This is a genomic window from Aerococcus sp. HMSC10H05 (assembly GCF_001806975.1).
Classification (GTDB): Bacteria; Bacillota; Bacilli; order Lactobacillales; family Aerococcaceae; genus Aerococcus; species Aerococcus viridans_B.
The window spans coordinates 69,176-76,869 of the sequence record NZ_KV786975.1 but is presented as its reverse complement, the minus strand read 5'-3'; the positions used below and the strand labels follow the sequence as shown (position 1 = coordinate 76,869).

Annotated in this window: 1 protein-coding gene; it reads right to left on the bottom strand. The window is 37.0% G+C overall.

The window, feature by feature from the left end:
- Positions 1 to 408: 408 nt before the first annotated feature.
- Positions 409 to 7,536, bottom strand: a complete 7,128-nt coding sequence (locus HMPREF3116_RS03910) for a G5 domain-containing protein (protein ID WP_070467888.1) — start codon at positions 7,534 to 7,536, stop codon at positions 409 to 411.
- Positions 7,537 to 7,694: the final 158 nt, after the last annotated feature.

Genomic DNA, 7,694 nt, shown 5'->3' with positions numbered 1-7,694 from the left:
TTAAACTAATCTTTAAACCATCTAATCCACTAACTGCGACTTTCCAGCCAGTCGTAGCTTAAATATTAGACGATAACTCTTATCAGCTTTTATTATTAATTATCCAACTCTTGATCCGACTTTCTCGCCTAAGGGCGAGAAAAAAGGTCATGCTTATCTTATAAATAAACATGACCCTCCGTTATTAAAATTTTTATTTAAATCTTAACAGTGATTATTTATTTTTGATCACTAACACTATTTGACACAGAACCTGACTTTTTTCATCAGTCCTATATATTATACAGCCATTTATTATAAACCCAGAATTTTATTCGTCAAGAATAAAATTCTGGGTCTTTTTGAGACTTATCATACAGCCTCTATATGTATTAACTGAATAACTCGTTAGTGCACAATCAATTACTCTTACTCTTCTTCTTTGCGACGTTTTGTAGTAACAAGACCTAATCCAGAAAGAATTGAAAGTACTGCAGCGCCAAATGTATGATTCTCCATCTTTTGACCTGTTTCAGGTAACGCACCTGCTTTATCTACATGAGTTGCTGAATCAGTGATTGGAGTATCAGATTTTTCGGTTAAGTTATTTGAACCTGGTTGATCAGCACCTGGTTTAGTTGGATTTTCTGGATCTTTTGGATCTTCTTCACCTGGGGTTTCTGGATCTTTCGGATCTTCCTCACCTGGGGTTTCTGGATCTTTCGGGTCTTCCTCACCTGACGTCTCTGGATCTTTCAGATCTTCCTCACCTGGCATCTCTGGATCTTTTGGATTTTCTTCGCCTGGTGTCCCTGGTTCTTCCGGATTCAGTGGTGGGATTTCACATTTACATTTAGTTCCGATTTTTACAATCTTCTTAACTGATTCTTCTATAATATTTTCTTTCCTAGAAACTTCTTTACTATTTTCTATCGTAATTATAGTTTCTTTTTTACCAATTTTTCCTTCTTGAACTGTTTCAGACTTACCAGCTTCCATTTCTGGATCTTCAATAATTTCGACTTCGAAAGGAACTTCATTTTCAACCGTTACTTTACCATCAGTCTTAGAACCATATTCATAGACTGCATCAGTCGGTTCGGTTCTTTCAACTTTCGTTTCAAACTTACCAGTTGCTTTATTGAAACTAGTCGTGATGATTGCTTTTCCTGGAGTACCATCCTGGATTTTTCTTACCTCTCCAGCTTTAAGCTCAGGATTATGTTTGTACTCAGTATTATTAGGAATTGGTTCTTCCTTAACTACTGGTTTAACACCAACTTTTACGACTCTCTTAACTGGATCATTTGTTTCTTCCTTAGTAACAAGTTTACCTTGATCCTTATCGTAAGAAGTAGTGATGGTAACTTTTCCATTTTCACCTGGAGTTACTTCTTCTTTGCCCATTTCAACGTTCTCATCATAAATGTACTCCGTTTCAAATTGTTTTTCTACCACTTTAACAATTGGTTTAGTACCGATTTTAATAACTTTCTCTACTGGATCTTTAATGGTATTAAATTCACCTTCTTTGGTTTCAATAACTTTACCATCTTTGATTACAAGCGTATTGGTTCTTTCTTGCTCACCTGGTTCGCCACCAGTCTCTTCACGTTGTCCAGCTTCAAGATTGTCATCATACTCAACTCTAGTCTCGAAAGATAGCTCTTTCTTCTCTTTAATTTCATGAGTACCTTCGGAAGTTCCCTTACCTACTTGGATTAGGGCATCTTCTGCTTGAACGATTTCTTCTTTTGGATCACCATCTACTTTAGAGTCTTTAATTGTCCAAGTTGTCGTTTTTGTTCCAACTTTACCTGGTTTCACAATTCTGTATTCACCTTTTTGAAGGTCGTCGACTTCCTCTACTTTATAGCCAAATGGTAATTCTTCTGTGTGTGTTACTTCACCTGTGGAACTGTCTTCACCAACTAAAATAATAGCCTTCTTAGGTTCTCTCGTTGTCTTAAATTCAGACTCTTCAGTTACTTTTGAATTCACAATTGTAAGAGTTCTTTCTTTAAGTCCACTTTCACCTGTTTGTTGTACACCATCAACTTCGGCATATTTCCACTCACCTTTGGCTAATGATGGGTCTTTTCTAACTTCAATTTCAAATGGAATTGTTTCAGTTTCTTTATATTGACCATCAGTTTTTGAACCTACTCTTATTTTTCTATTCACTGGCTCTTTTGTCCGAGTTGTTTCACCACGGACTTCTTCACTAGCTTCGCCATTTGTGATAGTTCTAGAAACCTTGGTTTCTTGTTCTCCAAGCTCACCTTTTTGATCTTCTACAATTTCACCTGGTTTTAGACTTGGGTCAACTGTTACTTCTGTTTCATATGGAATTGAGTCTTTGTCTACATATTCCACGTTGCCAGTGAAGTCTGCATTTCCCACTTCAATAATTTCTTTTACAGGTGCTTTGGTTTCTTTTGGTTCTGAAGTATTCGTCACTTTTGAGTTTTCAATCGTAATCGTATATTCTTCTTCACCTTCTACACCTTTTTGAACTATCTTGTGTTCACCTTTCTTAAGTTCTGGGTTCACTCTTACTTCTACCTCAAATGGTTTCTTATTGGTATAAGTGTGAGTACCATCTGTTTTAGAACCTACCCTGATTTTTCTATTCACTGGCTCTTTTGTCCGAGTTGTTTCACCACGGACTTCTTCACTAGCTTCGCCATTTGTGATAGTTCTAGAAACCTTGGTTTCTTGTTCTCCAAGCTCACCTTTTTGATCTTCTACAATTTCACCTGGTTTTAGACTTGGGTCAACTGTTACTTCTGTTTCATATGGAATTGGGTCCTTGTCAACATAATTAATCTCACCAGTGAAATCTTGGCTACCAACTTCAATAATCTCTTTAACTGGAGATTTTGTCATAGCAACTTCAGAAGTCTCAGTTACTTTAGAATTTTCTATCGTAATTGTGTATTTTTCTTCCCCGGTTTCACCTTTTTGGACGACTTTGTGTTCGCCCTTCTTAAGTTCTGGGTTTATTCTAACCTCTACTTCAAACGGAATCGTATTAGTGTATTCATGGGTTCCATCCGTCTTAGCAGGTCCTACTTTTACAATTCGCTTAACTGGCGCTTTTTTTTGGTAAGTCGCTCCTTCTGTTGATTCGATTACTTGACCATTCACAATTGTATGGGTAACTTTTGTTTCTACCTCACCTAGTGAACCTTCTTGTTCAACTTTTGTTGTCCCTGGTTCCATTGAATTATCTACAATGTATTCTGTTTCAAATTCAATTGGTTTCGTATTAGTTGTTTCAAACTCACCTGTGAAATCTTTACTTCCCACTTTGATAATTGCATCCACAGGTTTAGTTTCAATAGTAGTTGGTACTCCTACAATCTTAGAGTTATTAATTGTCCAAATCGTTACTCTTTCACCATTTTTACCGGGTGTTACTTCTTCATATGTTCCGGCTGGCATTTCAGGATCATATATCACAGTATATTTAAATGGAATTTCTTCCTTATGTTGATGCGTTCCGTCTGTTTTAGATCCTACTCTGACTATTCTCTTTTCTGGCTCTGTTCGTTCAAGTACTTTTTCTTCATTAGACACTTGGTTACCATTTTCAAATTTGGCAATCACCTCATTTTTGATATTCCCTAATTTACCTGGTTGATCAACTTTTATAGTCCCTGAAGCTAATGTATCATCGAAAATTATCTTAGTTTCATAAGGTATTTGTTGGTTATATTCGTACTCAAACTCACCAGTATACTGTTTCACGCCGATAATGATTTCTTGCTTAGCATTTGTTACCACTGTTTTTTTAACAGATTCGATTTCTCCTGTTTCCGGGTTGTATTTATTAGTTACCACTGTCTTAACTTCCCCAGGAATCAAGTCTCCTTTTCTGGCAGTAGTTACTTCCATGTCAGGATCGTATTTATACATAATATCTACCGGCACACTACTATTTTCTTCAATATAATTTGTCGCTGGCCTCTTACCAACTCTTATGACATGTTCAACTGGCTCAGTTTTCGTAGTTTCTTCAGATTTTAACTCTCCATCCGCTTGGCCATTTTTAATAGTTTGAGTATATTTAGTTGTCTTAGTTCCTGGTTGACCTTGAGTTACCACTTCACTCTTACCAGCTTCTAGAGTTTCATCTTCAATGACTCTAACTGTAAATGGAATCTCTTCTTTTACTTCGTGACTAAATTCACCAGTGAAGTCTTTTTGACCAACTCTAATTACTGCATTGATTGGATTAGTTGTTTCAACTTTTGCTTCTCCGACAATTTCAGAGTTTTTAATCGTCCAGGTTGTTTTCTTAGTACCTTCAGTTCCTTCAACATCAATGACATATTCACCTGATTTTAAGTTTTTGTCATACGAGATATCGTATTTGAAAGGAATCTTCTCTTCATAAATATGCGTACCTTCAGTATTTCTACCTACTTTAATAATTTTTTTAACAGGTTCTGTTGTTGTTTTAAAGTCGGCTGTTGTTGTATCTACAACTTCACCATCTTGGATAGTTAGAGTTGTCGTTCTAGTTTTTTCTCCTGGAACGCCTTCTTGAGCTACTTTTTGTTCTCCTGGTTTGAGACTATCATCAAATTGTACTTCTACTTCAAATGGTACTTCTACTTTTTCTTCAATCGTGTGAGTACCATCATTTGTACCTTCACCTACGTAGATAAGACGCTCTTTCGGTTCTGTTAGTTTCTCTTCCTTAGTATCTATGATAATTGAATCTTCTATAATGTAAGTTACTTTCTTAGAACCTTTTTCTCCTTCAGTTATAACTTTAATTTCGCCCTTTTTAAGTTTTGAATCTTTTTCTACTCTAGTTTCAAAAGGTATTTCTAAAATTTTTTCAACCGTACCATTTGTACCATAAGCCATAAATTGAACTTCTGTTCTCTTTGTTCCAACTTCTAACTTACCATCTTCTTCATAATAATGAGCTGTTACTGGTACATTTAGTAGGGCTCCGTCAACGGTCTTGCCTTCTTCAGCATTTGGTACCGTTGCAGTTACCTTACCTGTGGTTTCATCGATTGAAACATTCCAAACATTGCCCTTATCATCTGTATAGGTATCAGAATCTAGAGTATACTTACCTGGTCTTCGGTTATAATTATCTTCGGTATTTAGGATAACATCTGAAGATAGTTTGTCTCCTTCTTGACCAACTTTTGCATTATAGCGTGGGGTCATATTTGTTTTTTCTTCGATTACGAAGTAAGCATTTACTTCTTCAATGATGTCTTCACCTGGTTTTTGTTCGTCTACATAGTGAGCTATTACCGGTACAGTAAGTTTTTCACCACCATTAAAGGCTGTAGGATCTACTGGTTTTGCAGTCACTTGACCTGTTTTTTCATTAAGTTTTACAGTCCATTTATTTCCACTATCATCTGTAACTAGCTGGTTGCCAGACTCGTCAGTTTCTAAAGTACCGGGAAGAGTATAGCTACTTGGTGGAATTCTCTTTCCATCTTCTGTTACTGTTGCTGGTGATGTTTGTTCTTTAGCTAGGTAATTTACCTGGGTTTCATATTCCGGCTTGATGTAATCAGATTCTTGAACAACAAAATGGAACCAGTGGATGTCTTTTGAACCATTTGTATAAGTATACTCAATAGGGATTGCCATAAAGTCTCCAGCCTTGGCTGATTTTGGTGGAGTAACGGTGAAGTTTGAGATATCTCCATCCTTTAATTCAATCTTCCATTGGTCTTCTGGTGCCTTGCCCTTGTTTTCACGGTCTATAAAGTCCATGATTAGCCTACCAGAAGCTTCCCCATTGCTTTCGGCAGCGTTCATTTCTTCTGCAGACTTATCAGTTTCACCTGGATTTTCTGGCTCTACTATACCTACCTTAAATTCCTCACCTGGTTTTACAGCAGATGATGTGACCTTTGTGGTATCGTCGCCATTGCCATCAACAAATCTTTGGTCATAGTATCTTGTATCATCTAGGTTTAGCTTGAAGTCGCCAATTAGGTTGTAGTGGTCGTAGCGATCGATGCCTTGCTTATCGATAGTGACACTCTTGCCTTTATGGTTGATCTCAGCAGTACCTGCTCCTGTTTCTACATAAGTTCCACTTTCCCATTCATTCTCAGCCGCTCCTGCTATAGCTTTAAATTCATCCGCTGTTCTTGGACGGGCAAAGAATTTTACATCTAGGTTTTGTAGGCCTTTATATTCTTGTTGATTAAAGATGGAGTCTTCATTGATAATAGTCTTGCCATTTTCATCTTTCTTTAGAGCACCAACTGGCAATTTAACATAGATGTTGCCATTATCACCAATATAGGCACTTGCGCCTGGGACAATCTTTCCTGTTACAGGGTTATACACTTGACCAACAAGTCTTTCTTTGGCACTTTCATCAATATTATCTACCTTGATGAAAGTGTCGATGTCTTGACCTTGGACAAAGTATTTTTGGGTTGAGTCGTAGTTGTTTTTGTTGAGTTTTAATTCTTCAAGCTTATCATTTTCATTTGGCCACGGGTTAACCTTGTAGGTTATGGCGAAGTTATCTCCGAAAAACTTAGTATTAGGATTATTTTGAGTGTACTTATCCTTAAAACCAAAAGAAGTCGAGTTATTATCCTTATTATTGATATGCTTTAAGGTTTCTTCACTAGCACCATAGCCTAAGTTTGTTTGTCGCCCACCTTTAGTTACTTCTGTATTTTCATTTGGCTTATAGGTCACTTTAGGAGTATCAGAAGTTAATCCCTCTCCTTGACCCATCATTGACTTATTTCCAGGATTTACAGGAATAAGACCACTATCAGTTACATCAATCCTAGTATAGGTTCTTTGGCCAGTCTTCTTGTCGATGGTGATTTGGTAACCATATTCTGTCTTACTAGGAGATGTTTCAGATGGGTTCGCAGTATTGAATTCCAAACCATCTTTCACTTCTCCTTGATCAGTTATTAAATTATATTGGTTTGTATCTCCTCGCTCAAGGTCTGTTTGTTTATAACGTTCAGACTCGCTATAGTCTTTAATTTTACCTTCATCTACTGAGTAGTTTTCCTCATTACTATTTTGGGTAGCTGTAGTATCTGCCACAGGAACTTCTACCCCATAGGCTACAGCTTGGCCTTTTTGTGGTTTTTCTTCTACTGGCTCTGCTGGCTCTACTATTTGATCAGCTAATAATGCATTATCAGTTGAATCAGATTGTTGCGCTTCAACAGGTTTTTCTTCTAGAATTTCATGTCCTGAATTTTGACTTGAACTATCGCTCTCTGCAGCAAATACATTATCAGCTGAATCAGACTGTTGAGCTTCAATTGGTTTTTCTTCTGGAATTTCAAGTCCTGAATTTTGACTTGAACTATCGCTCTCTGCAGCAAATACATTATCAGCTGAATCAGACTGTTGAGCTTCAATTGGTTTTTCTTCTGGAATTTCAAGTCCTGAATTTTGACTTGGACTATCGATCTCTGCAGCATATACGGTTGGTGTTTGACCAGCGATGAACGCTGCGATTGCCACACTGGCTAATCCCAGTGTCGTTTTGCGTAATACGTATCTGTATTGTTTGTCCATATGGCCCACCTCTTACTTAATTTTTTTTATATATTTTCACTTATAAGTATAGCATCAAAATCCAATATTACAAGCTGTAATCTTCGATTTGGTTGCATCAAGTTACTGTTGGATTTTACTTCCCCGGTTAATTTTATGCTTTTCTCTGCCTTAGACCA

Bases quoted from the DNA above. Each gene is read 5' to 3' on its own strand.
- HMPREF3116_RS03910 (WP_070467888.1), bottom strand. From the start codon at position 7,536: ATGGACAAACAATACAGATACGTATTACGCAAAACGACACTGGGATTA.